Genomic DNA, 22,531 nt, shown 5'->3' on the forward strand with positions numbered 1-22,531 from the left:
GGGAAAAACTCCGACGAGCTGGCGTCTGAATGTCCCATTTAAGGGCAACAAACGCTGCCCAACGCGCCGTGTGCCGGTTTTAAAGGCAACGCGACAGCGGGATCTACGATCGCAATGCGCGGCAACATGCCTCGGTCGCGCAGCGAGACCTTGCGCCCATGGTCGGGCAATCCAAGCACAGCGTTCCTTGTTGCCTCGGCCCCGGTACCGGCTGTCGTCGGCAGGGCGATGACAGGTAACGCCGGCAGCGCCAGTGGTAGGCCGCGCCCGACCACTTCCAGATGGTCCATCGGGCCCCCCGGTGCCGGGATCAGCGCCGCCAGCGCCTTGGCCATGTCAAGCACCGCCCCCCCGCCGATCCCGACCACAACATCGGGCCGGAACCCTGCAAGCTCTCCCAGGGCGGCCTCGATCATGGCAAGGGTCGGCTCAGCGGCGCAGCGCATCGTGCGGATTTCACTGCCGGCAAGCTCCGCAAGCAACCAGCCGACGCGCGCGGCGTCGCGGCCATGCACCACCAGCACCTTTTCGCCAAAGCTGCGGGTCAGGGCCGGAGCCTTTGTGGCCTCGCCACGGCCAAACAGGACCTGCCCGGGCAACGCTACGGAGAAAGCGGGCATCATGCGGCGGCCATCGTGGCCGCGACCGCACGTTTCCAGGCGGCATATTTCTTCTCTCGCAGGCCGGGGTCCATGCCAGGCACAAAGCGCCGCTCAAGCGCCCAGTTGTTTGCGAAATCTTCGGGCGGGGGTTGCAGGCCGGCCTGCAGGCCCGCCAGATAGGCCACGCCAAGCGCCGTAGTCTCCGTGACCGAAGGCCGGTCCACCGGCGCGCCGAGAATATCGGAGAGGAACTGCATCGCCCAGTCGCTGGCCACCATACCGCCATCGACCCGCAGCACTCCGTCGCCCGCAGCGCCCCAGTCGGCGCGCATCGCCTCCAGCAGATCGCGGGTCTGGTAGCCGACGCTTTGAAGCGCCGCGCGGGCAAATTCGGCGGGGCCGGAATTGCGAGTCAGACCGTAGATCGCGCCCCGCACTTCCGGTCGCCACCAGGGCGCACCGAGGCCAGTGAAGGCCGGAACCAGGATCACCTCCTGCGCAGGATCGGCGCGTTCCGCGAGGCCCTGTGTCTCAGCGGCGGAGCGGATGATCTGCAGCCCGTCGCGCAGCCATTGCACCACCGCCCCTGCGATGAAGATCGAGCCTTCCAGCGCATAGGTCGTCTGCCCGTTCAGTCGATAGGCGATGGTGGTCAACAGACGGTTCTGCGACGGCACCATCTGATCGCCGGTATTAAGAAGCGCAAAGCATCCGGTGCCATAGGTGGATTTCATCATGCTGGGATGGAAACAGGCCTGACCCACGGTCGCCGCCTGCTGATCGCCCGCGACGCCCAGGATCGGGATCTCGCGCCCGAAAAGATCGGCCCGCGTCACCCCGAAATCGGCGGCGCAATCCCTCACCTCGGGCAAGAGCGCGGCCGGGATGTCGAGAAGCGCAAGGATTTCGTCATCCCAGCGGTTTTCGGCGATGTTGTATAGCATGGTGCGGGCCGCATTGGTGGCATCCGTCGCATGCACGCGCCCGCCGGTCAGGTTCCACATCAGCCAGGTGTCGACCGTGCCAAAGGCCAGCTCGCCACGCCGCGCGCGGTCGCGGGCGCCCCCAACCGTGTCGAGCAGCCATTTTAGTTTGGTCCCCGAGAAATAGGGGTCGAGCAGCAGGCCGGTGCGGGCGGTGATCATCGGCTCATGCCCGGCCTCTTTCAGCGCGGTACAGAGGCTCGCGGTGCGGCGGTCCTGCCAGACAATCGCATTGTGAAGCGGTTGGCCGGTGGACCGGTCCCAGAGCAGGGTGGTCTCGCGCTGATTGGTGATGCCGATGGCGGCGATATCCTCCGCGCCGATACCGGCGCGCTCGATCGCGGCGCGGGCGGTGCCGGCGACGGTGGCCCAGAGATCGGCGGGATCATGTTCGACCCAGCCCGAAGCCGGGTAGTACTGGGGGAATTCCTCCTGCGCCGAGGTAACAGGCTTCAGCGCCTGATCGAAGAGGATTGCCCGCGACGAAGTCGTCCCCTGATCTATGGCAAGAATATGGGACATCGCTCGGGATTCCTCGATTGCGGAAGAAAGGCCGGGCGGCAAGTTACGCCGCCCGGCCACAGGTCAGTTTACTGCCAGGACTTGATCAGCTCATCATAGGAAACCGTCTCGCCCGCAGGCTTTTCGTTTTCCAGCTTCGCCACCGGCGCGCCCGGGGCATCAAGCCATTCCTGCGGGTCCTTCGGTTCGTTCATCTTCGGGCCCAGATCGCCCTGGACACCGGCTCGCTCGAGGCGTTCCAGCACACGTTCCTGTTCGGCGCAGAGGCTGTCGAGGGCTTCCTGCGGCGTTTTCGCGCCCGACATCGCATCGCCGATATTCTGCCACCACAGCTGAGCCAGCTTAGGATAGTCAGGAATATTGGTGCCAGTGGGCGACCATGCCACACGGGCCGGGCTGCGATAGAACTCGATCAGGCCACCGAGTTGCGGAGCCCGCTCGGTGAAGCTTTCGTCCAGGATCGTGGATTCACGGATGAAGGTCAAACCGACATGCGATTTTTTCACATCGACCGTCTTCGAGTTGACGAATTGTGCATAGAGCCAGGCGGCCTGTGCCCGGTCAACCGGGGTGGATTCCATCAGCGTCCAGGAGCCCACATCCTGGTAGCCGATCTTGGTGCCTTCAGACCAATAGGCGCCATGCGGGCTGGGGGCCATACGCCATTTCGGCGTGCCATCCTCATTCATCACCGGGGTGCCGGGTTTGACCATGTCGGCGGTGAAAGCGGTGTACCAGAACATCTGCTGTGCGATGTCACCACGCGCAGGAACCGGGCCGGCCTCACCGAAGGTCATGCCTTGCGCTTCCGGCGGAGTGTATTTCTGCAGCCATTCAACCGCTTTGGTCACAGCATAGACTGCTGCGGCGTCATTGGTCGCACCACCGCGGGCCACGCAAGAACCGACCGGACGGCTGTTTTCGTCGACCCGAATACCCCATTCATCGACCGGCAATCCGTTCGGCTCGCCCTTGTCGCCGCCGCCGGCCATCGAGAGCCAGGCATCGGTGTAACGCCAGCCGAGGCTCGGGTCTTTCTTGCCGTAGTCCATATTGCCCCAGGCCTTGGCGGGGCCGCCCTCGATATAGGACATATCGCGGCCGGTAAAGAATTCGGCGATGTCTTCATAGGCCGACCAGTTGACCGGAACGCCCAGATCATAGCCGTATTTGGCCTTGAAATCGTCTTTTGTTTTCTGATCGTTGAACCAGTCATAGCGGAACCAGTAGAGGTTGGCGAATTGCTGGTCGGGCAGCTGATACAGCTCCCCATCCGGGGCGGTGGTGAATTTGATCCCGATGAAGTCGTTCAGATCAAGCCCTGGGTTGGTAAAGGCCTTGCCGTCGCCCTCCATCCATTTCGTCAGGCTGCGGGCCTGCTTGTAGCGCCAGTGGGTGCCGATCAGGTCCGAGTCATTGATATAGCCGTCATAGATGTTTTCGCCGGTCTGCATCTGGGTCTGCAGCTTTTCGACGACATCACCCTCGCCGATCAGGTCATGGGTGATCTTGATCCCGGTGATCGCGGTGAAAGCCGGGGCAAGCACCTTCGCTTCATATTCATGGGTGGTGATGGTTTCCGAGACGACCTTGATTTCCATCCCGGCCAGCGGTTTGGCGGCGTCGATGAACCATTGCATCTCGGCCTCCTGATCGGCGCGGGAGAGCGACGACAAATCGCCGATCTCGGCGTCGAGGAACTTCTTTGCGGCGTCCATGTCCGCCCAGGCGGGTGCGCCGAAGACCATCAGCGCAAGCGCCATGGCGGTGGTTGTGTTTTTCAGTCTCATGCTTCTCCTCCCTGAGAATGCTTGTCAGTTTGCCCGGCCCGGATCATTCCGGGAGACGGGGTACTCAGACCCAGCGGAACACCGCTGCGGCGTAGAAAGGGCAAAGGACCAGGGCCCACCACACGGGTGTCCCCAGGAAGAACAGCCAGATCAGGCAGATGAAAGCCGAACCCAGCAGGGTAATGAACAGCCGGTCGCCGCGCGTGGTCTCGATCTGCAGAAACCCTTTGCGCGGGGTTTCCGGGAAACGGATCGCGAGGATGGTGAAGGTCACGAGCAGGCTCGCGATGCACCAGAAGAAGAGCGCCACCGGGAAGGTCCAGGCCATCCAGCCGCCCCGGATCATCGGGTCGGTCCAGGCCTTTGCACCGTCGCGCACCGGCGTGGCCCAGATCAGGAAAGCCAGCGCGGCACCCAGGAGCAGGACGACGGTCAGCGTGATCAGGGTCCAGTTGGCGCGGCGCGGCGCGAATTGGGTAGCGGTGCTCATCAGACCCTCCCCAGGGCAAAGCCCTTGGCGATGTAGTTGCGGACAAACCAGATCACCAAAGCGCCCGGAACGATGGTCAGTACCCCGGCGGCGGCGAGCACGCCCCAGTCCATCCCCGAGGCGGAAACCGTGCGCGTCATGGTCGCAGCGATGGGTTTGGCGTTCACCGAAGTCAGGGTGCGAGACAGCAAAAGCTCTACCCAGGAGAACATGAAGCAGAAGAAAGCCGCGACCCCGATGCCCGACGCGATCAGAGGCATGAAGATCTTCACGAAGAAGCGCGGGAAGGAATAGCCGTCGATATAGGCAGTTTCGTCGATTTCTTTCGGCACGCCGCGCATGAAGCCCTCAAGAATCCAGACCGCCAGCGGGACATTGAAGAGGCAATGCGCTAGTGCCACTGCGATATGGGTGTCGAACAGCCCGACCGAGGAATAGAGCTGGAAGAATGGCAGCGCGAAAACCGCAGGCGGCGCCATCCGGTTCGTCAGCAGCCAGAAGAATAGATGCTTGTCGCCCATGAAGCTGTAGCGCGAGAAGGCATAGGCCGCCGGCAGCGCCACCGAGATCGAGATCGCGGTATTCATCACCACATAGATGATCGAATTGACGTAACCCATATACCAGCTCGGGTCGGTCAGGATCACCGTGTAATTGCGGAGCGTGAAGTCCGCTGGGAACAGGGTGAAGGCGCCGGTGATCTCGGCATTTGTTTTGAAGCTCATGTTCACGAGCCAGTAGATCGGGATCAGCAAGAAGAGCAGATAAAGCGCCATGACGATTGCAGAGGATTTGATCCGCATTACTTCGCCTCCTTGTCCATATTGGTCATCACGGTGTAGAACACCCAGGAGACGAGCAGGATCACGAGGAAATACATCAGGCTGAAGGCCGCAGCCGGGCCGAGGTCGAACTGCCCCACCGCCATCTTCACGAGGTCAATCGACAGGAAGGTGGTCGAATTGCCCGGGCCGCCGCCGGTGACAACGAAGGGCTCGGTATAGATCATGAAACTGTCCATGAACCTGAGCAGCACCGCGATCAGCAGCACGCCCTGCATCTTGGGGAGTTCGATGTAGCGGAACACCGCCCAGCGGGAGGCCTGGTCAATCTTTGCCGCCTGGTAATAGGCCTGCGGAATGGATTGCAGCCCGGCATAGCACAGCAGTGCAACGAGCGAGGTCCAGTGCCAGACATCCATCACGATGACCGTGGCCCAGGCGTCGATCGGGTCATTGGTGTAATTGTAGTCGACGCCCAGTCCAGCCAGCGTCCTGCCCAGAAGGCCGATATCCACCCGGCCGAAGATCTGCCAGATCGTACCGACCACGTTGAACGGGATCAGCAGCGGCAGCGCCATCAGCACGAGGCAAAACGAGGCCCAGAATCCCTTTTTCGGCATGTTCAGCGCGACGAAAATCCCCAGAGGCACCTCAATCGCCAGGATGATCGCCGAGAACATCGCCTGACGGCCAAGCGCGCCGTGCAGGCGTTCGGAATGGATCATCTCGTCGAACCATTCCAGACCCGCCCAGAAGAAATCATTGTTCCCGAACGTATCGTTGAAGGCGTAGTTCACCACCGTCATCAGCGGGATCACCGCCGAAAAGGCGACCAGCACCAGAACCGGGATCACCAAGAGCCAGGCGCGGTTGTTCTGCGTCTTTTCCATCAGGCCGCCCTTTCCGCAGGACCACGCGGAGCAACCCGCCATTCATTCGCATAGATATTGATCTTGTCCGGGGCGAAGGCGACGCGCGGCAAAGCAGCAACCGCCTGGCCTTCGGGCACCACCACATTCAGCGGTTTACCCAGAACCTCGCCGCGGATCAGGCGGTGACGGCCGACATCTTCGATCCTGTGGATGGTCAGCGGCAGCCCGCCCTCATCCGTCAGCCCGACATATTCCGGCCGGATGCCGATCTGGCCAGAGATCGGCGCGTAATCGGCGCCGAGCGCAATCATAGTGCCGTCCGGCAGCGTGGCGCGATTGCCCGAGACCTCGGCATCGAAGAAGTTCATCCCCGGCGAGCCGATGAAGTAACCCACGAAAGTATGGGCCGGCGCCTCGTACAGCTCTTCCGGCGTGCCCATCTGCACGACGCGGCCGTCGTACATGATCACCACCTTATCGGCGAAGGTCAGCGCCTCGGTCTGGTCATGGGTGACATAGATCATCGTATGGCCGAACTCGCGGTGCAGCTGTTTCAGCTGGGTGCGCAGCTCCCATTTCATATGTGGGTCGATCACCGTCAGCGGCTCGTCAAACAGGATCGCGTTCACGTCTTCGCGCACCATACCCCGGCCAAGACTGATCTTCTGTTTCGCATCGGCGCCCAGACCGCGCGCCTTTTTCGACAGCATCGCCTCCATACCGATCATCTGCGCGATCTGATCGACGCGGGCTTTGATGTAACCCGCATCCATGCCGCGATTGCGCAGCGGGAAAGCCAGGTTGTCGCGCACGGTCATGGTGTCGTAGACGACCGGAAACTGGAACACTTGCGCGATATTGCGCTCGGCGGTGGCGGCATCGGTCACATCGCGCCCGCCAAACAGCACCCTTCCATGGCTGGGGCGGATCAGCCCCGAGATGATGTTCAGAAGCGTGGTCTTGCCGCAGCCCGAGGACCCGAGCAGCGCATAGGCGCCGCCATCCTGCCAGATATGATCCATCTCTTTCAGCGCGTAATCCGCATCCGAGGTCGGGTTGGCAAGATAGCTGTGTGCCAGATTTTTCAGCGTGATCTCTGCCATGGGTCAGGCCGCCTTTGCATAGGCCGCAGGCGCGGCGAGCCGACCTTCGGTGTCGAACAGATATACATGGGCGGGGTCGAGCCAGACCTGCAGATCGGTCCCGGGTTCCAGATTCTGGACGCCCTCGACCAGGCCGACCCAGCGATCAGAGCCATTGTCGAGATGAAGGAAGGTCTCCGATCCGGTGATCTCAGACACCGCAAGGCGCGCGGTCAGGCCGACCGATGATGCGGAATGCCGGCGCAGAAACAGATGATCGGCGCGGAAACCCGCCATGTAGTTCCCGTCGGGCAGTGTGGCCAGACCTCCGTCGACCGGGGCATGGGCGGTTTCGCCGAAGGTCAGCCGGTTGCCTTGTTTTACCACCGGCAGGAAATTCATCGGCGGATCGGAAAAGACCCGTGCCGTGGTGGCATCGACCGGCTGGCGATAGACCTGCGGCGTCGGACCGAACTGGGTGACACGGCCTTCCCACATGGTCGCGGTATGCCCCCCCAGAAGCAGCGCCTCTTCGGGTTCCGTGGTAGCATAGACAAAGATCGCACCCGAAGCCTCGAAAATACGGGGGATCTCGACGCGCAGCTCCTCGCGCAGCTTGTAGTCGAGGTTCGCCAGCGGCTCGTCGAGCAAGACTAGTCCCGCGCCCTTGACCAGAGCGCGCGCCAGTGCGCAGCGCTGCTGCTGGCCGCCCGAAAGCTCGAGCGGCTTGCGGCCCAGCATCGGCGTCAAGCGCAGCATGGCGGCGGTTTCCTGCACCTGGCGGTCGATCTCGGCCTTTGGCCGGCCCAGGATGCGCAGCGGCGAGGCGATGTTCTCGTAAACCGTCAGGCCGGGATAGTTGATGAACTGCTGATAGACCATCGCCACGCCGCGATCCTGGACGCGCTGGCCGGTCACATCCTGGCCGTTCCACAGAATGCGTCCGGCATCTGGGCGATCCAGCCCCGCCATCAACCGCATCAGGCTGGTCTTGCCCGAAAGCGTCGGCCCCAGCAGGACATTCATCGTGCCCTTTTGCAATGTCAGGCTGGTGGGGTGGATATGGATCCGCCCGCCCACCTGCCGCGACATGCCTTGCAGTTCCAGTGTCATCCATCCTCCCCTTCAGGCCAGCGGTCGCCCCTCTTCCGGCTTCCGCGCCCGATCCCTTTCTCAGGCCGCCGGAACTTCCCGACGTTTCGCGCGCTCCATCCAGGATGCAAGCGCCGCGACATCTTCTTCATTCATATGCAGTCCAAGCCGCGTGCGGCGCCAAAGCACATCCTCGGCGCTCCGGGCAAATTCGCGGCGCATCAGCCAGTCGACCTCTGCCCCGGTCAGGCCGGCGCCGAAATCAGGGCCCAGATCCGCCCATGCCTTCGCTTCGCCCAGAAGGGCGAAACTGTCGGTCCCATACGTGCGGACCAGCCGTATGACCTGCGCGCCGGTCAGGAACGGATAGGCGCTGCCAAGCCTGAGCCGCAGATCTGCCACGCCGTCATGTGGGAAATCCCCGCCCGGCAGCGCCACGCCCGCCGTCCAGTTTGCGCCGGCCTGCGGAAAATGACCGGCGAGCTTTGCCAGCGCGTTCTCGGCCAGGCGGCGATAGGTGGTGATCTTGCCACCGAACACATTCAGCAGCGGCGCCTCGTCATGGCCGGCACCATCATCCAGGCTGAGCACATATTCCCGCGTCGCCGCCGTCGCCGATTTCGCCCCGTCATTGTAAAGCGGGCGGACGCCGGAATAGCTCCAGACCACATCCTCCGCCGTGACCGGCTTCGCGAAATATTGGCTGGCAAAGGCACAGAGGTAATCGCGTTCCTCATCGGTGCAGCGGGCGTCAAGCGGGCTGCCCTGATGGTCCTTGTCGGTGGTGCCGATCAAGGTAAAATCGTCCTCGTAAGGAATGGCGAAAATGATCCGCCCGTCGCTGCCCTGAAAGAAATAACAGCGGTCATGATCGTAAAGCCTGCGGGTGACGATATGACTGCCCCGCACCAGCCGCACCCCTTCGGTCGAGGGCACACAGGCCACGTTGCGGATGATATCCTCGACCCAGGGTCCGCCCGCATTCACTAGGCCACGGGCGCGCCAGGTCTTCCGCCCGCCCTCGCCTTCGGTGACGATGTCCCAGTACCTGCCGTTGCGCGTGGCCGAGACCACCCGTGTCCGGGTCAGGATCGTTGCGCCACGCGCCTCGGCATCGCGGGCATTAAGCACGACAAGCCGGGAATCCTGCACCCAGCAATCGGAATATTCCCAGGCAAGGCCGAAGCCCGGCTTCAGCCAACGCCCGGCTGGATCGGTGTTCAGATCAAGCTTGCTAGTGCCCGGCAGGATTTTACGCCCACCCAGCGTGTCATAGAGGAACAGGCCAAGCCGGATCAGCCAGGCCGGGCGGCGCCCCTTCATCCAGGGCATCACCACCCCCAGCAGCCGCGAGGTCGGCGTTTCACTTTCGAACCGCATCCCCGGGCTGTAGGGCAGCACGAACCGCATCGGCCAGCTGATATGCGGCATGGCGGCCAGCAGCGTCTCGCGCTCTTTCAGCGCCTCGCGCACCAGATGGAATTCGAAATATTCCAGATAGCGCAGCCCGCCATGGAACATCTTGGTCGAGGCCGAAGAGGTCGCCTGGGCAAGATCGCCCTGCTCGGCCAGAATAACCGAAAGCCCGCGCCCGGCCGCATCGCGGGAAATCCCGCAGCCATTGATGCCGCCGCCGATGACGAAGAGATCTGCCATGTCAGACTCTGTCGATGCCATGCGACCCCTCCCTTCGCTTTGCGTCTTCCGTGCTTTCTTACGAGTAACAGCTTCGCGAGGTCGGTCAAGAACGATTTTCGTTTAGCTTTCGTTATTATGAAAAACGAATGCTTGGTTCTGCAATGCGGCAAGAAAGCGAACCAAATCCAAAGAAAGTGAGGGAAATTGCCGCCTTGCAGGCGCGGGCTCGTTGCGTAAAATCCGCAGGAAACCGAGCAAAAGCGAACATGACGCGAACCCGCACGGGAGAGGAGGCCATGATCCCCAGCGTCCGCCAGAACCAGATTCTCGAACTTGCCCGTGCCGAAGGCAGGGTTCTTGTCGAAGACCTCGCCCACCGATTCGAGGTGACATTGCAGACCATCCGCCGTGATCTCGGCGAATTGGCTGAGGCCGGCCTGCTTGAACGCGTGCATGGTGGTGCTGTGCCCCGGACCGGCATGGTCAATCTGGGCTATGAGGCGCGAAGGAAGATGAATTCCGGGGCAAAGGCAGCAATCGCCACCGCCTGTGCCGCAGCGATACCTGAGAATTCCAGCCTGATCCTGAATCTCGGCACGACGACCGAGGCCGTGGCGCGCGCGCTGATTCATCACCAGAACATCACGGTGATTACGAACAACATGAATGTTGCCAATATTCTTGCGGACAATCCGGGCTGTGAGATCATGGTAGCCGGCGGAGCTCTGCGACGCTCGGATGGCGGGCTGGTGGGAGAGTTGGCCACCCAGTTCATTGAGCAATTCAAGGTCGATTACGCGGTGATCGGCACGTCTGCGATGGACCTGGACGGTGATCTTCTTGACTATGATCTGGCCGAGGTCAGGGTAAGCCGTGCCATTCTGAAACAGGCAAGACAGGCTTTTCTGGTGACCGATTACAGCAAGCTTGGCCGCTCCGCACCGGCGCGAATCGCCAGCCTGGCGGAGATCGACATATTGTTCTGCGATCATGCGCTGCCCGAGCCGCTGAGCGAGCGTTGTGCAGAGTGGAGAACCAGTGTTCGAATCTGCGATCACGGCTAGGTGTTTGATCCCACGGTTTGATGGTGCGATCCTTTCTCTGGAATGGAAGGACGCCCTATGGGGCAAATTCGTCATGGCAGCGCCACGACCACGCACGCCGTCAGAGCAGCAATACAGCGATCGCAAGCTTCGCTCGCGCAGTTGAGCCGTGAGTTGGGCATCAATCCCAAGACCGTTGCGAAGTGGCGCAAGCGGGCGACCGTCGAGGATATGAAGACGGGGCCTTCGGAGCCGCGATCCACTGTCCTAACCGAGGCGGAAGAAGCAATGGTCGTAGCATTCCGACGCCATACGCTGCTGCCATTGGATGACTGCCTTTACGCCCTGCAGCCATCCATTCCCCATCTGACCCGATCCGCGCTGCACCGCTGCCTGCAGCGCCACGGCATCTCGCGCCTGCCTGATATGGAGGGCGACAAGCCGAAGCGGTCGAAGTTCAAACGCTACCCGATCGGCTTCTTCCACATCGACATCGCCGAGGTGCAGACCGCTGAAGGCAAGCTATATTTGTTCGTCGGCATCGACCGCACGAGCAAGTTCGCCGTGACCCAACTCGTCGATAAAGCTGACAGGAAGACAGCCTGGGAATTCCTTCAGCATATGCTCGAGGCCGTGCCCTACCAGGTTCACACCATTCTCACCGACAACGGCATGCAGTTCGCAGAGCAGCCTCGGAACAGGAACACCGTCTATTCCCGGCCGATGCGCTTCGACATGATTTGTGAGGCAAACGGGATCGAGCACAGGCTGACCAAGCCTAATCACCCATGGACCAACGGACAGGTCGAACGGATGAACCGCACGATCAAGGAGGCCACCGTGAAGCGTTTCCACTACGACAGCCACGACCAGCTGCGAGCACATCTGACGGACTTCATGGCAGCCTACAACTTCGCTCGAAGGCTAAAGACACTCAGCGGACACACCCCATACGAATACATCTGCAAGATCTGGACATCAGAGCCTGACAGATTCATCCTAAACCCGATCCACCAGATGCCGGGACTGAACACCTACGCCAGAGGCGCGGGCAATTTCAACATATCCGCCTGCGACCTCTTGGCGCGGGGGCGCATGTGGCAGAGAAAACTCTGCAAGATCAGCTCCATAATGCGGCCTCTGCCCGGCAATCCGGGAAGGCCGCCAGCATAGTCGCCAGATCGCCTTCATCTTCGGTCAGGCAGGCCGCAGTCGCCAGCGCATCCGCAAGCGCGGCGGTCGGGGCCGAGATGGATATGCTTGCCAGTGTCGATGCCGAAGGCGCTCCGGTCCCTGGATCAAGGATGTGACCATCCCGGCCCGCCGCGTCGAATGTGGTGCCAAGCGGGGCTGATGTCGCCAGCGCGCGGGCGGTCAGCGGGATCGTGGCATCACGGCCAGGCGCCCGGATCGGCCAGGCGTTGCCATCGGGGCGCGGGCCCAATGCGCGGTGTTCTCCGGTGTCGATCAGGATATTGGTCAGCCCTTCGGCCTCCAGCAGCGCGGCCACCCGGTCGGCGACATAGCCCTGGCCGATGCCGTTCAGCGTGACGGCCATGCCGGGGACGAGGCTGATCCGTTCAGATGTGATCTCCACCCGCTCCATGCCAGCCAGCGCCAGGGCGTGTCGGCGTTCGAGAAGCGTCGGGCGGCGGCCTCCGGTCGCAGCCTCGGCCCAGAGCGCCCATAAGGGTTGCAGCGTCACGTCAAAGCGCCCGCCGCTGGCCCGGTGAACCGCCTGCGCCTGGGCGAGGCAGTCGAGGAGCTCGAACGGCGGCGCATCAAGCCTCCCCTCGCGGTTCAGCCGTGAGAGGGCGCTGTCAGAGCGGTAGAGGCTGAGGATGTTTTCCAGTCGGTCGATCTCGCTCAGGCAGCGGGCGGTGATCGCCTCTGCCTCGGGATGGTCGATCCGGATCGAAGCACGTGCGCCTAGCGCCTGGCCTGCCCAATGCAGCTCGGGCCGCGCGGCGAGGGCGGCGGGCAGACTGGCGGCAGCGGCGGAGATGGCAATGAAACGGCGGCGGCTCAGGGACATGGCTATGCCTTCAATGTTCGTGGATGGCGCGCAGGCGGTCGGCAAAGTCATCCTCACCGTCCTCGGCTGTGTTCAGGTCCGGGGCCATTTCGACCGGGGCCAGTACCGCGTCATCGGGGATCTCGGTGAGGGTCAGCACTGCGCCGCCCTCGGCTTTGGCAAAGGCTTCTGCGGCATCGCGGCTGGAAAAGGGCACAGTTTCGGGCGCGCCCATGCCGCCCTCGCGCGCGGATCCCAGTACATAAAACGCTGCATCGGCGGCGATCCAGTTGCCCTTGCCCGGAACCTCCCAGGTCGCACCGGCTGCGCCCATGTCATTGACGTAAATCGCCAGTGTCGGGAGGTTTTGCTCGGGCATCCGCAGGTAGGCGATCGCGTCGCGCACCTGACTGAAGTAAAGCGGCGTGCCGGGCTGGCCCTCAAGATGGATCTGGGCCTTTGGACCGGGGTGTTCCAGCAGGTTCATCTGGCAGAAATGACCCAGCGTCTCGGCGGTCATATCGACCGGGGTCAGATCCTGCGCGACCTCTTCCTTGCAGGCGCTGAGGGTAAGGGACACGGCCAGCAGGAACGCGGGGGCAAGACGGATCATGGCGTGATCTTTCTGAAGGCGGCTACGGCAAGGATAAGGGCAGCGAAGGGCCAGAGCGCCAATGACAGCGCCGATTGCCAGAGCGGGATCGAGGCGGCAGCGCCCCCCATCCCACCCGCCGCGCCGACAGAGTCTGCGGCGGCGAGGTTGAAGAGGCGGAAGGCATCGGCGGGGTTGGCGAGCAAGAGCGCAGGCAGTGCCCCGGTGGCGAAGCCCCCGCCCGCGCCAGAGACGACCAGCGCCAGTAGCCCGAGGTCATAAAGCACGACGAGCGCCAGCCACAGCCCGATGGCAAGGCCCGCAGCACCAGACGGGCGGCGCGACAGCGACGAGAGCAGATAGCCAAACCCGAGGAAGGTCGCGCCCAAAAGCACCGAGGTCCAGATCAGCCGGATCAGCGCGGGCAGGCCGCGTGCCGCATCCGGGTCGGTCCAGAACGCCGCCATCGCCGCCGCACCATAGCCGAGCGTAACGGCGATCCCGAGGATCACCACATGCGCCAGCAGCTTGCCCGCAAGGACACCGGCGCGCGACACGGGATAGGTCAGCAAGAGCGGCAAGGTGCCGCGCTCGACCTCTCCCGCAACGGCGTCGAAACTCATCAAAAGTGCCAGCAGCGGCACCAGATAGACCGCAAGTGAGGTCAGCGAGACCACGGTGATCGACAGCCGGTCAACGCCGACATCTCCCGTCGGCGCGGCCCCTGCGGCGGCAAGAACCAGCGCAAACAGCACCATCAGCCCGGTCGCAATCGCCACCCAGCGGTTGCGCAAAGCGATGCGGAATTCGATCCCTGCGGTCGAGAGGATGCGCCTCATTGCCCGGTCCTCCGGCTGAAATGGGAATAGATGTCTTCAAGGCTCGGCGGCGTCACGTCGAGATCGGTGATCCTTGGGCCAAAGCCGGTGATGCGTTTGAGAAGCGCGAGTTTCTCCTCCTGGCGGCAACTGATCTGGATCTGGCCGGAGGATAGGAGCTGCGCCCCGGTGAGGGATTCCATCAGGCTCTCCGCATAGCCCTCTGCCGGGGTCAGGGTGAAGGATACCGGCAGCTCCGCCTGGCGGCGCAGATCGGCTAGCGTGCCTGCGGCCTCGATCCTGCCTTTCGCGAGGATCAGGATCTGATCGGTGCGGGCCTCGACCTCGGTCAGCACATGGGAAGACAAAAGGATCGACGCGCCCTCCGCCGCCAGCCCATCGAGAAGCGCGTAGAAATCACGGCGTGAGACCGGATCGAGTCCGGAGGTCGGTTCGTCCAGCACCAGCAGGCGCGGGTGGCCGATCAGGGTCTGCGCGAGGCCGACGCGCTGGCGCATCCCCTTGGAATATGTGCCGATCCGGCGCTTCGCGGCGTCACGCAACCCAACGCGGGCCAATAGGTCCTGCGCCTGGCCCGGGGCCTCGCCCCGCAGGCGCAGGTAGTGGCGCAGCTGTTCCTCGCCAGTCAAAGCCGGGTGGAATGCGGCGTTTTCCGGCAGATAGGCCACCTGGGCGCGCGCCTGCGCCGATCCGGGGGCCGAGCCGCAGACCGAGATCTCGCCTTCGCTGGCCGGGATCAGCCCGAGGATGATCTTCATCATCGTCGATTTGCCCGCGCCATTATGGCCAAGCAGCGCCACGCGCTGGCCGGGGGCGACCGTCAGCGAGACATCCGTGAGCGCCGCGACCGGGCCGAAGCGTTTAGTGAGATGTGAGATCGTCAGGGTCGATGTCATCGTAATTTCCAGTGGTCCAGCGGCCTGCGACGGCGGTTTCCGTTGCCGCGATGGCGGGGGGGACGGGGATGGTCAGCGGCAGCATCAGGGGCGCGCTGTCGGTCACGCCGCCGGGCATGGTGGCGGGAAAGCTCGACTGGCCCCACCTTATCAGCTGCACGGCGGGGGAGCCGGTCAGCAGGGCTGCGGAAGGGGTGGACCAGAGGATATGGTCCATCAGATCATTGGGGCGGTAGCTGCCATCGGCGATACCATCGCCGTTCAGATCATAGGCGGGATGGTCGGACCAGAAATTGCCGCGCCCCTCATGGCTCCATTCCATGAAACGGGTGCCGACATATTTCACCTGGTTCTGATTGCCGATGAAAGCGTTTCCGGTCAGCACGTTGCGCTCGGAGCCGGCGGTGAAATGGATGCCGATGCCGCAGCCCTGAAAGCGGTTTGCCCAGATCAGGTTCTTATGGGCATTATAGATGAAGAGGCATTTCTTCGTGCCGCCCCGGATCAGATTGCCGGTCACATCGGCATTATTGGCGTAGTTCAGCATCAGCCCGTGTTCGCGGTCGCCAAGGCTGAGATTGTTCAGGATCTTCGTGCGATCCGAGAACATGATCGCAAAGCCGAGATGGTTGCCGATCGAGATATTGCCGGACACTTCGGTCCTTTGCGTATACATGAAATGCACCGCGAACCGCAGGTCGCGCATGATGTTGCCCCGGTAGATGCTCGACGCGCTGGCGTTCGAGAATATGCCGTCCCGGCCATAGCGGATCTCGTTGCCGTCGAGCAGCGTGCCGGGGCTGTTCCAGACATAGATGCCGTTGCCGCGCTCATTCATGCGGTGGTTCTGGCGGCCGGTGATATGGTTGCCGATCACCTGAGCATCGCGTCCGCCATGCACGTCGATGCCGTGCATATTGTCGTAAAGCGTCAGGCCGAGGATCTGCACCCGGTCGGCGCCTTTCAGGATCTTCACCCCGGCATCGAGGTCTTCATTCACGCTGCCCGACGCGGTGACCGAGAAGCCCTTAAGCACCACATCGGCGGCGGTAATGGTGATGACAGTGCCTTGGCCGCTGCCGTCGATCACCGCAGCTGCCGGGCCTCGGATCGTCAGGGCGCGGTCAATGATGACGGGGCCCGGATAGGCGCCGTCCTGCAGGATCAGCACATCGCCGGGGTCAGCCCCGGCGATGGCTTGCGCCAGGCGGCCCGGACCGGGCACGACCTCACGCTCTGCCGCAAGCGCGGGCAGGGCGAGAAGGAGGGCAAGGCAGAGGGCCGCGAGGCGCATCGGATCAGCCCTTTTTCGGCTCGACGAACATCCGGCCGCGCATCTCCATATGGAGGGCGTGGCAGAACCACTGGCAATAATACCAGTAGACGCCGGCATTGGCGGCGACGAAGGTGACGGAAGAGGTCTGTTGCGGCCCCACCTCCATCGCGACGCCATGGTTGCCCATGGTGAAGCCGTGGGTCAGATCGTCAATCTCATCCATATTGGTGACGATGACAGTGACCTCATCGCCCTCCTGAACGGTGAACTCCTCCAGCGAGAAGGAGGGCGCGACCGAGGACATATAGACCCGCACCTTATTGCCATCGCGGATCACGGTTTCGCACCAGTCGTCGAGATTGATCCCATCCGCCTCGGCCTGTTTGCGGGTCTCGGCCCACATCGGGTCCTGGCGTTCCCAGACCGATTTGATCCCCGACATGATCGAGGGGTGGACCGCAATCGCGTCATGGGGTTCGGCGAAGGTCGGGCCGTCATGCACCAGCTTCATCTCATCGCCGGAGATGTCGATCAGCTGGTCATTCTCGGCCTTCAGCGGCCCCACATTCAGGAAGCGGTCTTTCGAGAATTTGCACAGGCACACCATCCAGTCATTGGTGGCATCGAGCGTCTCGCCCATCACCGTTTTCAGGTGGCCGGGCTGATAATGCACATCCAGCTTGTGTTTGATCGGATCGACCTTCTCGCCGTTATAGGCACGGATGGCGTCTTCGATGTTCCACTTCACCACCTGGCTGTCGAGGAAGAGCGAGGTATAGGCATTGCCGCGCCCGTCAAAGGCGGTGTGCAGCGGGCCAAGACCCACCTCGGGTTCGGCCACAACGGCGGAACGCGGCTCGGCATTTTCCGAGAACAGCGCGTCGAATTTGGTGACATCCAGCACCGTGACCGTGGGCGACAGCTTGCCCGCGATGCATAGGTGCTTTTTATCGGGCGCCATATTGCAGCCATGCGGGTTATTGGCGATCGGGATGTAACGGGTGAATTGCGATTTGGCCTCTTTGCGGCCATCGACAACCTTCACGCCGTTGATTTCCTGATACTGACCGGCGGCGATGGCTTTCTCGATCTCTTCGATATTGAAGACGACGACATGGTCCATCTCGGATTCGGTCATCTCGGCGAGCGTCATGCCCATTTCCGAGTTATAGGAGGTCGAGAAGGCCCATTTGCCTGTGTAATCGGCATCGCAATTGTCGAGATTGCCCGAGACCTGGACCTGCCAGGCGACCTGCCAGGCATCGGCATCAACGGCGGTGAAGATGTTCACATAGGTCGACACATCGCGCATGGTCGAGCCGTCATTGATCAGCGGTGCCTCGTCTTCGCCATTGCAGAAGACATAGTTCGAGCGCGGCCATTTCTGCGGGCGCAGACCGTGGATCCCCTTGGCGTTCGGAATCTCCAGGATCGCATCGGTCTTCATCACGTCACAACGCACCCGCGCCACGCGGGTATTGGCCTTGTCGTTCATGAAGAGGAAACGGCCGTCATATTTCCCTTCGGTAAAGGACATATGGACGTGGTGAAGATCGCCATTGTCATGGATCTTCTTGCCGTTCGCCGCGAGGTGCTTTTTGGTCTTCTCGCTCATGGTGCGCTGGTGGATATGCAGCGATTCATTGGTCTGGCCCCAGCCGGTGGCCGAACAGCGGTTGAAGACCGGCACCCGCATCAGCTCGCGCATCGAGGGGATGCCGAGGATGCGCAATTCGCCCGCCTGGCCCGAGGACCAGAAGCCGTAGTAATCATCGAGCTGGCCCGGCGCGATGGAGCCATCGGCCCCTGCCGCCAGCGCCGCGCCCGAGGTCGCAGCCGTGACCGCGCCGATGCCGCCGATGCCAAGCGCCAGCCGTCCCGGCAGCGATCCTGCCAGTGCCACAGAGCCTGCGGTCGCGCCAAAGAGCGAGCGGCGGCTGAGGCCTTTTTGTTCGGTCTTATCCATGATCGGGTTCCTTTCGATCAGACTTCAGATGGGGTTGCGCGGGCCGCATTCGGGTGACCGGCAGGTGGCCTGCCGAGTTTCGCGCCCAGATCGGGCGGCGTGCTTTCCGCAAGTTTTTCCCGCCGTTTCAGCTTCTTGATCACGACAGGGCAGGTGGTTTCCGACTGGTAAAGGACCTGGCAATGAAGGCAGTTGATGCATTCATTCGGGTTGATCTCTCCGGTCGGGTGGATCGATTGCACCGGGCATTGCCTGGCGCAGGTCTGACAGGGGTTGCCGCATTCGTGGTAGCGTTTCAGCCAGTCGAACATCCTGAGCCGCGCCGGGATGGCCAGCGCCGCGCCCAGCGGGCAGAGATAGCGGCAGTAGAAGCGTTCCACGAACAGACCGGCTATCAGCAGGGCGGCGGCATAGGCCACGAAGGGCCAGGCGCGGATGAATTTCAGGATGATCGCGGTCTTGAATGGCTCTACCTCGGCCAGGTGTTCGGCCTGGTCGATGCTCATCAGCGACACCCCGAACAGCCCGAGGAAGATCATGTATTTGATCGGCCAGAGGCGTTCATGCAGGCCCCAGGGCAGGGTCCATTGCGGGATGCGCAGCTTGCGCGCGATCTGGTTCGTCAGCTCCTGCAGCGCGCCAAAGGGGCAAAGCCAGCCGCAATAGGCGCCGCGCCCCCAGAACAAAAGCGCAGCGGCGACCGCAAACCACAGGATGAAGGTCAGCGGGCTGAGGAGAAACGCCTGCCAGCTGAAGCCGCTGACGAGGCTGCCAAACAGCGCCATCAGGTTCACGACAGACAGCTGCGCATTGGCATACCAGCCGAGGAAGACCAGCGTGACGGTGAGGAAGCCCATGCGGAAGATGTAGAAACGGCGCTCATTGCGGACGGCGAAGCTCTGGAAGAAGAAGACGCCGGTCAGCACCAGAAGCATCACGCCGAGGACGGTGATTTCCAGCTTTGATGACAGCCAGATGCGTTTCCACAGGTCTGACTGCGCCTGGGCCTCATCGCGGTCCGTGACCTGCGCGACTTCCGGCGGCGGCGCGGGGGGCGCAAGGCTGCGCAGATAGGCGGCGGGCAGCTGATAGCCCAGATCAAAGGTCTGGAACACCTTCTCCACCGGCCCGACCGCGCGCTGCACCAGCAGCTGGATGCGGAAGGGTTTCGTCGCATCAAAGCCCGAGTCGGCGGGGATGCGGAATAGGTCCATCTCGGCAAATTCCGGCGCGCCATCGGCGGTGATCGCATTGATCCGCTTATGGTCGCGGTCGCGGAAGCGCACGGAAATATCGTCCTGGATCAGCACGATACGGTCAAAGATGCCGCCGCGCACATAGCCCGAACCCTTGAAGCTGTAGATGCCGCGACCGACCACGGCGATGGCGTGATCGCCCTCTTTCAGCCAGTTTTTCAGATTGGTATCGGCGGCCCCGCCCAAAAGCGCCTCGCCAATGGCGGGCACGGAAACGAGCGCGGTCTGCATCTCGATAAAGGTGGTGGCGGGGGCCTCGGTCAGGGCGCGTTCAGCGGCGCGCGGATCGGGATTGGCCGCGAAAGCCGCATTGATCTGGCCGACATCGAGCGACAGGCGGCGCAGGGTGCCGTCTCCCTCCATCTCTGACCAACCGGAGGGAACCGGCGCATCGGGGTTGATCTCGAAGCGCGGGCCTTGCGCTGCGGCCTCGGGTGCCAGGCCGCCAAGGCCAAGCCCACGCGCCACTTTCAGCCCCGAGCGGATGATGGAATCGTCGATCACCATCACGGTGACGGTGGCGCCCGAGATGATCTCGACCTCATGGCCGGTGCCACCGGATTTCGCCTCGGCAACGAGATCGAGGCCCAGATAGCCATCGACCATCGCCTGGATCTTCGCCTCGGGAATGCCGATCAGCACGATCGGCTCGGAATGTTTCACCAGCTTCACACCGGCGATTTTGGCGTCCTTGTCCAGCGCGACCAGCGTGTGGATCGGCTTCCCCGAATAGCCGGTGGTGCCGACGAAATCCGAGGTGACAAAGGCCCAGGCCAGGGTCTCGCCGCCCTTCAGCACCGGGGCAACTGCGAGGTCCGCGCTGATCGGGCCGAAGGCATCGGCACCTGGCACCAGATCGGCGGCACTCTGATCGGGAAGCAGTTTTGAGAGCACGGTCTGCGCCGCCAGCGGGAGCGGCAGCAGCAAACAGGCGAGGAGCAGGATAAGGCTGAGGAACGGGCGGCGGGCGGTCATGCGCTGGCTCTTTGGGATTGGGACATTGGGGGGCCGCGGGCATGCGGGCTCTGATGATCCCGCAGGGTCGTGCCGGGGCGCTCTGTCAGACACGACGCGGCTGTGGGGGTAATCTCATGCGGCGCTGCGCCCCCTGCGGAGCTGGAAAGAACCGGCACAGGCAGGGCGCAAAGGCAGCAATCGCGGCAGTCCTGCGGGGCGGGATGTTCTTTGCCATCGGCATCAAGCCAGACGGTGGTGACCTGCGCATCATGGCAGATTTCGACCGCCATCAGGGGGCCGCTGAAGGGCATCGCGGCCCTCGCCTGGCCTGCCACCACGAGGCTCAGCGCCACGAGGATCGTGGCGGAAAGACGGAGCCAGAGAGGGGAGAGGCGGCAGGACATGGTGAATAGGATAGGCCGAGGGGGAGGGGGAGTCTTTGCGCCAGATCAAAGAGGTGATGCATTTCAGACAGGCGCACGCATTCCCGTGGTTCCGGCAAGGAACCCATCGGCGAAGACCGCGCCGGGCATCTGTCGGTGCAGCTCTGCCAGGGCAGCGGCGGGCGGAAGTTCCGCGCAGGTGGCCCGGGCATAAATATCGACAATTTCTGGAAAATTCCCGATCTGCGGCGAGAGGCGCAGCGCGGTCACCCCCGCCTCGCGCAATGCCGTGATCTGGTTTGCCACGGTGGTATGGGCGTGTCCCAGCGTCTGCACCCCGTTGATGGTGAGGAAGGTGGTGCCATCCAGCGTCTGCACTTCGCGCCCGTCGGGATCTTCGCCGCAGACGAAGAGGCAGGCATCCTTGATCCGGTCATGCAGCCGGGCGTGATAGCAGCGCCCCGAGATCGCCAGCGGCGCGCGGCCATGGCCCCAGACCTCGATGGCCACGCCTGCGTCACGACCCGCGCGGGCCAGCACCGCGACCGATGCCAGCGGCAGTTCCGGGGGCAGGCAGATGCGGGTCGCGCCTTTGCGGGCCAGCCATTGCAGCGTGCCTTCGTTATAGACATTCACGGTGGGGCCGACCTGGAAGGGCGCGCCCTCTGGCAGGTGCTGCAAGGGCTGCGTTCATGGAGCGGATGGCCGAAGGTTTCATCGGCCGCGCAGGAATGCGGTGCGAGATACTCGGGCTGATGGCGGCGACGGGGTTTTCCGGGCTGGGGATGCTGGCGCTTGGGGCTGCACGACTTGGCGCTCCCTGGTCTGAGGTGGCGGCGTTGCATCTGGTGGTGATGGGCGGCCTTGGTCTTGGTGTGCTGGCGGTTCTGGCCATTGCGGGGCGGTTTCACACCGGCCAGGGTCTCGGGTTTTCGCGCCGCACCAGGGCGGCATTCGCGCTGATCGCGCTCGCCACCTGCCTGCGCGTGTTGCCCGAGATGGGGCTGATACCCTGGCCGCCCGGCCCTTTACACGCGGCTTCGGCGCTGGCCTGGGCTGCGGCGTTTCTCTTGTGGGTTTGGGATTACTGGCCCGCCATACGCGACGGGAATACGCTTGAACAGCTACACTGAAGGCTTCTGGTCCGCCTCATCCAGCAGATGACGCACCCATCGCCCCGCGGCCCAGGCTGCCGGCACCCCGAGTGGCCCCGCTGCGATCAGCGCGGTCACCGGCGGCAGCGCGGTGAAGCCGAAGACCTGCAACAACAGCCCCAGCATGAAGAGATTGATCGCCACCGCCGCCGCTGCAAAGATGTAGAGCAGAATGGCGAGCTTTCCCGCGCTCCAGTATGGGGCGGATCTCTGGCTGGTTTCCTGTCCCATTCTGGCCGCCTTTGCTGACATCTTCCTTCCGCCCGGTTTTGCCACGCGCGAAATCCCGTATCCTTGACTTT

20 protein-coding genes and 1 pseudogene are annotated in these 22,531 nt (G+C 63.0%); 3 read left to right on the forward strand and 18 right to left on the reverse strand.

Annotated features, from left to right (window positions below; all coding sequences use genetic code 11):
- Positions 1-38: 38 nt before the first annotated feature.
- From GBJ34_RS19150 to glpD, 9 genes are all read right to left on the reverse strand, one after another.
- A complete protein-coding gene (locus GBJ34_RS19150) occupies positions 39-623 on the reverse strand; it encodes an iron-containing alcohol dehydrogenase (protein ID WP_226341284.1) in 585 nt (194 codons plus the stop codon).
- Positions 620-2,107 (reverse strand): glycerol kinase GlpK, encoded by a 1,488-nt coding sequence (gene glpK, locus GBJ34_RS19155; protein ID WP_020952563.1) that lies wholly within the window; start codon positions 2,105-2,107, stop codon positions 620-622. The genes GBJ34_RS19150 and glpK overlap by 4 nt, the downstream gene beginning before the upstream one ends.
- Before the next feature lie 68 nt (positions 2,108-2,175).
- Positions 2,176-3,897 (reverse strand): ABC transporter substrate-binding protein, encoded by a 1,722-nt coding sequence (locus GBJ34_RS19160; RefSeq protein ID WP_020952562.1) that lies wholly within the window; start codon positions 3,895-3,897, stop codon positions 2,176-2,178.
- Between the two features lie 64 nt (positions 3,898-3,961).
- Positions 3,962-4,387, reverse strand: a complete 426-nt coding sequence (locus GBJ34_RS19165) for a DUF2160 domain-containing protein (protein ID WP_020952561.1) — start codon at positions 4,385-4,387, stop codon at positions 3,962-3,964.
- Positions 4,387-5,190, reverse strand: a complete 804-nt coding sequence (locus GBJ34_RS19170) for a carbohydrate ABC transporter permease (protein ID WP_020952560.1) — start codon at positions 5,188-5,190, stop codon at positions 4,387-4,389. Before GBJ34_RS19170 ends, GBJ34_RS19165 begins: the two co-directional genes overlap by 1 nt.
- Complete coding sequence (locus tag GBJ34_RS19175) at positions 5,190-6,059, reverse strand: carbohydrate ABC transporter permease (RefSeq protein ID WP_151720792.1); 870 nt, start codon at positions 6,057-6,059, stop codon at positions 5,190-5,192. The genes GBJ34_RS19170 and GBJ34_RS19175 overlap by 1 nt, the downstream gene beginning before the upstream one ends.
- Positions 6,059-7,144 carry an ABC transporter ATP-binding protein gene (locus GBJ34_RS19180; protein ID WP_020952558.1) on the reverse strand — a complete coding sequence of 362 codons (1,086 nt, stop codon included), beginning with the start codon at positions 7,142-7,144 and terminating at the stop codon, positions 6,059-6,061. Before GBJ34_RS19180 ends, GBJ34_RS19175 begins: the two co-directional genes overlap by 1 nt.
- Positions 7,145-7,147: 3 nt before the next feature.
- Positions 7,148-8,236: an ABC transporter ATP-binding protein gene (locus GBJ34_RS19185; RefSeq protein ID WP_020952557.1), complete on the reverse strand. Its 1,089-nt coding sequence runs from the start codon at positions 8,234-8,236 to the stop codon at positions 7,148-7,150.
- A 60-nt stretch (positions 8,237-8,296) separates the two neighbouring features.
- Positions 8,297-9,892: a glycerol-3-phosphate dehydrogenase gene (gene glpD, locus GBJ34_RS19190; RefSeq protein ID WP_020952556.1), complete on the reverse strand. Its 1,596-nt coding sequence runs from the start codon at positions 9,890-9,892 to the stop codon at positions 8,297-8,299.
- Positions 9,893-10,149: 257 nt separating this feature from the next.
- Between glpD and GBJ34_RS19195 the strand changes: the two genes are divergently transcribed.
- Both GBJ34_RS19195 and GBJ34_RS19205 read left to right on the forward strand, forming a co-directional pair.
- Complete coding sequence (locus GBJ34_RS19195) at positions 10,150-10,917, forward strand: DeoR/GlpR family DNA-binding transcription regulator (RefSeq protein ID WP_151720793.1); 768 nt, start codon at positions 10,150-10,152, stop codon at positions 10,915-10,917.
- Positions 10,918-10,974: 57 nt separating this feature from the next.
- Positions 10,975-11,928, forward strand: a pseudogene (locus GBJ34_RS19205) (IS481 family transposase); the annotation flags it as partial.
- 88 nt (positions 11,929-12,016) lie between these two features.
- On the opposite strand, the gene GBJ34_RS19210 reads toward GBJ34_RS19205, so the two are convergent.
- The 8 genes from GBJ34_RS19210 to GBJ34_RS19245 form a co-directional block, all read right to left on the reverse strand.
- Positions 12,017-12,931: an FAD:protein FMN transferase gene (locus tag GBJ34_RS19210; protein WP_151720794.1), complete on the reverse strand. Its 915-nt coding sequence runs from the start codon at positions 12,929-12,931 to the stop codon at positions 12,017-12,019.
- Between the two features lie 10 nt (positions 12,932-12,941).
- Positions 12,942-13,523 (reverse strand): nitrous oxide reductase accessory protein NosL, encoded by a 582-nt coding sequence (locus GBJ34_RS19215; protein WP_151720795.1) that lies wholly within the window; start codon positions 13,521-13,523, stop codon positions 12,942-12,944.
- Entirely contained in the window at positions 13,520-14,341 is an 822-nt protein-coding gene (locus GBJ34_RS19220; protein ID WP_151720796.1) for an ABC transporter permease, read from the reverse strand. The genes GBJ34_RS19215 and GBJ34_RS19220 overlap by 4 nt, the downstream gene beginning before the upstream one ends.
- Positions 14,338-15,237, reverse strand: coding sequence for an ABC transporter ATP-binding protein (locus GBJ34_RS19225; protein WP_151720797.1), 900 nt, complete (start codon positions 15,235-15,237; stop codon positions 14,338-14,340). Before GBJ34_RS19225 ends, GBJ34_RS19220 begins: the two co-directional genes overlap by 4 nt.
- Positions 15,203-16,531, reverse strand: coding sequence for a nitrous oxide reductase family maturation protein NosD (locus GBJ34_RS19230; protein ID WP_151720798.1), 1,329 nt, complete (start codon positions 16,529-16,531; stop codon positions 15,203-15,205). Before GBJ34_RS19230 ends, GBJ34_RS19225 begins: the two co-directional genes overlap by 35 nt.
- A 4-nt stretch (positions 16,532-16,535) precedes the next feature.
- A complete protein-coding gene (nosZ, locus tag GBJ34_RS19235; protein WP_151720799.1) occupies positions 16,536-18,479 on the reverse strand; it encodes a TAT-dependent nitrous-oxide reductase in 1,944 nt (647 codons plus the stop codon).
- Between the two features lie 17 nt (positions 18,480-18,496).
- A complete protein-coding gene (locus tag GBJ34_RS19240; RefSeq protein WP_151720800.1) occupies positions 18,497-20,710 on the reverse strand; it encodes a NosR/NirI family protein in 2,214 nt (737 codons plus the stop codon).
- Positions 20,711-21,159: 449 nt separating this feature from the next.
- On the reverse strand, positions 21,160-21,756 hold the full coding sequence (locus GBJ34_RS19245) for a U32 family peptidase (protein WP_151720801.1): 597 nt from the start codon (positions 21,754-21,756) through the stop codon (positions 21,160-21,162).
- An 11-nt stretch (positions 21,757-21,767) separates the two neighbouring features.
- On the opposite strand from GBJ34_RS19245, the gene GBJ34_RS19250 reads away from it, so the two are divergent.
- Positions 21,768-22,208, forward strand: a complete 441-nt coding sequence (locus GBJ34_RS19250; RefSeq protein WP_151720802.1) for an NnrS family protein — start codon at positions 21,768-21,770, stop codon at positions 22,206-22,208.
- Here GBJ34_RS19250 and GBJ34_RS19255 read toward each other — a convergent pair.
- Entirely contained in the window at positions 22,200-22,460 is a 261-nt protein-coding gene (locus GBJ34_RS19255; protein ID WP_151720803.1) for a hypothetical protein, read from the reverse strand. The genes GBJ34_RS19250 and GBJ34_RS19255 overlap by 9 nt on opposite strands.
- Positions 22,461-22,531: the final 71 nt, after the last annotated feature.

The sequence above is a fragment of the Gemmobacter serpentinus genome, assembly GCF_008973825.1.
Classification (GTDB): Bacteria; Pseudomonadota; Alphaproteobacteria; order Rhodobacterales; family Rhodobacteraceae; genus Gemmobacter; species Gemmobacter serpentinus.

Excerpts from the sequence above, each read along its gene's own strand:
- nosZ (WP_151720799.1), bottom strand. The coding sequence starts at position 18,479 with ATGGATAAGACCGAACAAAAAGGCCTCAGCCGCCGCTCGCTCTTTGGC.
- GBJ34_RS19165 (WP_020952561.1), bottom strand. The coding sequence starts at position 4,387 with ATGAGCACCGCTACCCAATTCGCGCCGCGCCGCGCCAACTGGACCCTG.
- GBJ34_RS19250 (WP_151720802.1), top strand. The coding sequence starts at position 21,768 with ATGGAGCGGATGGCCGAAGGTTTCATCGGCCGCGCAGGAATGCGGTGC.
- GBJ34_RS19210 (WP_151720794.1), bottom strand. The coding sequence starts at position 12,931 with ATGTCCCTGAGCCGCCGCCGTTTCATTGCCATCTCCGCCGCTGCCGCC.
- GBJ34_RS19170 (WP_020952560.1), bottom strand. The coding sequence starts at position 5,190 with ATGCGGATCAAATCCTCTGCAATCGTCATGGCGCTTTATCTGCTCTTC.
- GBJ34_RS19240 (WP_151720800.1), bottom strand. The coding sequence starts at position 20,710 with ATGACCGCCCGCCGCCCGTTCCTCAGCCTTATCCTGCTCCTCGCCTGT.
- glpD (WP_020952556.1), bottom strand. The coding sequence starts at position 9,892 with ATGGCATCGACAGAGTCTGACATGGCAGATCTCTTCGTCATCGGCGGC.
- GBJ34_RS19160 (WP_020952562.1), bottom strand. The coding sequence starts at position 3,897 with ATGAGACTGAAAAACACAACCACCGCCATGGCGCTTGCGCTGATGGTC.
- GBJ34_RS19215 (WP_151720795.1), bottom strand. The coding sequence starts at position 13,523 with ATGATCCGTCTTGCCCCCGCGTTCCTGCTGGCCGTGTCCCTTACCCTC.
- GBJ34_RS19220 (WP_151720796.1), bottom strand. The coding sequence starts at position 14,341 with ATGAGGCGCATCCTCTCGACCGCAGGGATCGAATTCCGCATCGCTTTG.
- glpK (WP_020952563.1), bottom strand. The coding sequence starts at position 2,107 with ATGTCCCATATTCTTGCCATAGATCAGGGGACGACTTCGTCGCGGGCA.
- GBJ34_RS19255 (WP_151720803.1), bottom strand. The coding sequence starts at position 22,460 with ATGGGACAGGAAACCAGCCAGAGATCCGCCCCATACTGGAGCGCGGGA.
- GBJ34_RS19195 (WP_151720793.1), top strand. The coding sequence starts at position 10,150 with ATGATCCCCAGCGTCCGCCAGAACCAGATTCTCGAACTTGCCCGTGCC.
- GBJ34_RS19150 (WP_226341284.1), bottom strand. The coding sequence starts at position 623 with ATGATGCCCGCTTTCTCCGTAGCGTTGCCCGGGCAGGTCCTGTTTGGC.
- GBJ34_RS19225 (WP_151720797.1), bottom strand. The coding sequence starts at position 15,237 with ATGACATCGACCCTGACGATCTCACATCTCACTAAACGCTTCGGCCCG.
- GBJ34_RS19180 (WP_020952558.1), bottom strand. The coding sequence starts at position 7,144 with ATGGCAGAGATCACGCTGAAAAATCTGGCACACAGCTATCTTGCCAAC.
- GBJ34_RS19230 (WP_151720798.1), bottom strand. The coding sequence starts at position 16,531 with ATGCGCCTCGCGGCCCTCTGCCTTGCCCTCCTTCTCGCCCTGCCCGCG.
- GBJ34_RS19185 (WP_020952557.1), bottom strand. The coding sequence starts at position 8,236 with ATGACACTGGAACTGCAAGGCATGTCGCGGCAGGTGGGCGGGCGGATC.
- GBJ34_RS19175 (WP_151720792.1), bottom strand. The coding sequence starts at position 6,059 with ATGGAAAAGACGCAGAACAACCGCGCCTGGCTCTTGGTGATCCCGGTT.